2 protein-coding genes are annotated in these 1,963 nt (G+C 76.6%); both read left to right on the plus strand.

What is annotated here, in order from left to right; genetic code table 11:
- The coding region (locus tag AB0O00_RS37345) for an FAD-dependent oxidoreductase (RefSeq protein WP_363659141.1) at positions 1-667 on the plus strand (667 nt) is incomplete at its 5' end.
- A 194-nt stretch (positions 668-861) separates the two neighbouring features.
- Entirely contained in the window at positions 862-1,893 is a 1,032-nt protein-coding gene (locus AB0O00_RS37350; RefSeq protein WP_363659142.1) for a polyprenyl synthetase family protein, read from the plus strand.
- The last annotated feature ends 70 nt before the right edge of the window (positions 1,894-1,963 follow it).

Here is a 1,963-nt window from a genome sequence, read left to right on the forward strand (position 1 = left end):
CGCGCAGCAGCACGCCGTGCGCCTGGAGGGCGGCGAGCTGCTCACCGCCGACACCGTCGTCCTGGCCGGCGCCCAGGACAGCGCCGCGGCCCTACTGCCGCCCGACGCGATCCCCGCGCAGGAGCGGCTGGCCGGCTTCGGCACCTCGCCCATCCTCAACGTCCACGTGGTCTACGACCGCAAGGTCCTGCGCCGGCCCTTCTTCGCCGCGCTCGGCTCGCCGGTGCAGTGGGTGTTCGACCGCACCGCGCACTCCGGCCTGGCCGCCACCGCGCTCGGCCGCGAGCACCCCGGCGCCCAGTACCTGGCGCTGTCGCAGTCCGCCGTCCGGGACGAGATCGACCTGCCCGTCGCCGAACTGCGCGAGCGCTACCTGCCGGAGCTCGCCCGGCTGCTGCCCGCCGCGGCCGGTGCCGAGGTGCTGGACTTCTTCGTCACCCGCGAGCGCACCGCCACCTTCGACCCGGCCCCGGGCACCGCGGCGCTGCGCCCCCCGGCGCGCACCCGTGTGCCGGGCCTGCTGCTGGCCGGTTCGTGGACGGCCACCGGCTGGCCCGCGACGATGGAGAGTGCCGTGCGCAGCGGCCACGCCGCGGCCGACGCGGCGCTCGCCGCGGCCGGCACCCGCGCCCCGGTGGACCGGGGCGACGGGAGGTGGCCGAGGTGAGCAGCGGCCCCGTCGCCGGCGACCCCGCGAGAGCCGGCGTCCGTCCCCCCGGGCGCGCCGGGCACACCGGGCGAACCGACATCGCAAGCATCCGGCCGGCCCGCGCGGTCCGGCACCACCAGGGAGAGGGAACGCACGTGGAGTCACGCACCGGCACCGCCGGCGGAGGCACGGCGCACGCCGAACCGGTCTCGGTGCCGGAGCTGCTGGCCCGCAGCCGCACGCTCTGCACCCCGCCGCTGCGCGCCGCCGTCGCCCGTTTGGCCGCACCGATGGACACCGTCGGGGCGTACCACTTCGGCTGGATCGACCGGGACGGCACGCCGGTGAAGGGGGACGGCGGCAAGGCCGTGCGCCCGGCGCTGGCGCTGCTGTCGGCCCAGGCCGTGGGCGCGTCGGCCGAGGTGGGGGTGCCCGGTGGGGTCGCCGTTGAACTGGTACACAACTTCTCCCTGCTCCATGATGATCTGATGGACGGTGACGAGACCCGGCGCCACCGGGCGACCGCCTGGACGGTCTTCGGTCCGGCCCAGGCGATCCTGGTCGGCGACGCCCTGGCGACGCTCGGGACGGAGGTGCTGCTCGACGCCGGCGTGGCCGGTCCGGCGAGCGCCGCCGACGCCGCGCGCGCCGTGCGGCTGCTCACCACCGCCACCCGCCGGCTCATCGACGGGCAGGCGATGGACGTCGCCTTCGAGCAGCGCGACAGCGTCACCGTCGCGGAGTGCCTGGAGATGGAGGGCGGCAAGACCGCCGCCCTGCTCGCTGCGGCCTCGGCGATCGGTGCCGTGCTGGCCGGGGCCGACGACGAGGTCTCCGGCTCGCTCCAGCGCTACGGCCACCACCTGGGCCTGGCCTTCCAGGCGGTGGACGACCTGCTCGGCATCTGGGGCGCCACCGAGGTCACCGGCAAGCCGCACTGGGGCGACCTGCGCCAGCGCAAGAAGTCCCTGCCGGTCGCCGCCGCCCTGGCCGAGGGCGGCGCCGCGTCGCGCCGCCTGGCCGAGCAGCTGGCCGACCCGTCGGGCCGCGGGGAGGAGAGCGAGTCCGAGCTCGCCGCCCGGGCCGCGCTGATCGAGGAGGCCGGCGGCCGCGCCTGGACCCAGGAGGAGGCCCGCCGCCAGCACACGACCGCCCTCGCCGCCCTCGACGAGGTGCCCATGACCGACCCGGTGCGCGAGCACTTCGTCGCACTCGCCGAATTCGTGGTGGTACGAGAGAGGTGACGTTACGTTGACAGCAACCGCGGACGGCCGGCTCGACCCTGAGTACGATCCCGAGCCGGTCGCGGTGGGC

The sequence above is a fragment of the Kitasatospora sp. NPDC093558 genome (assembly GCF_040683475.1).
Taxonomy (GTDB): Bacteria; Actinomycetota; Actinomycetes; order Streptomycetales; family Streptomycetaceae; genus Kitasatospora.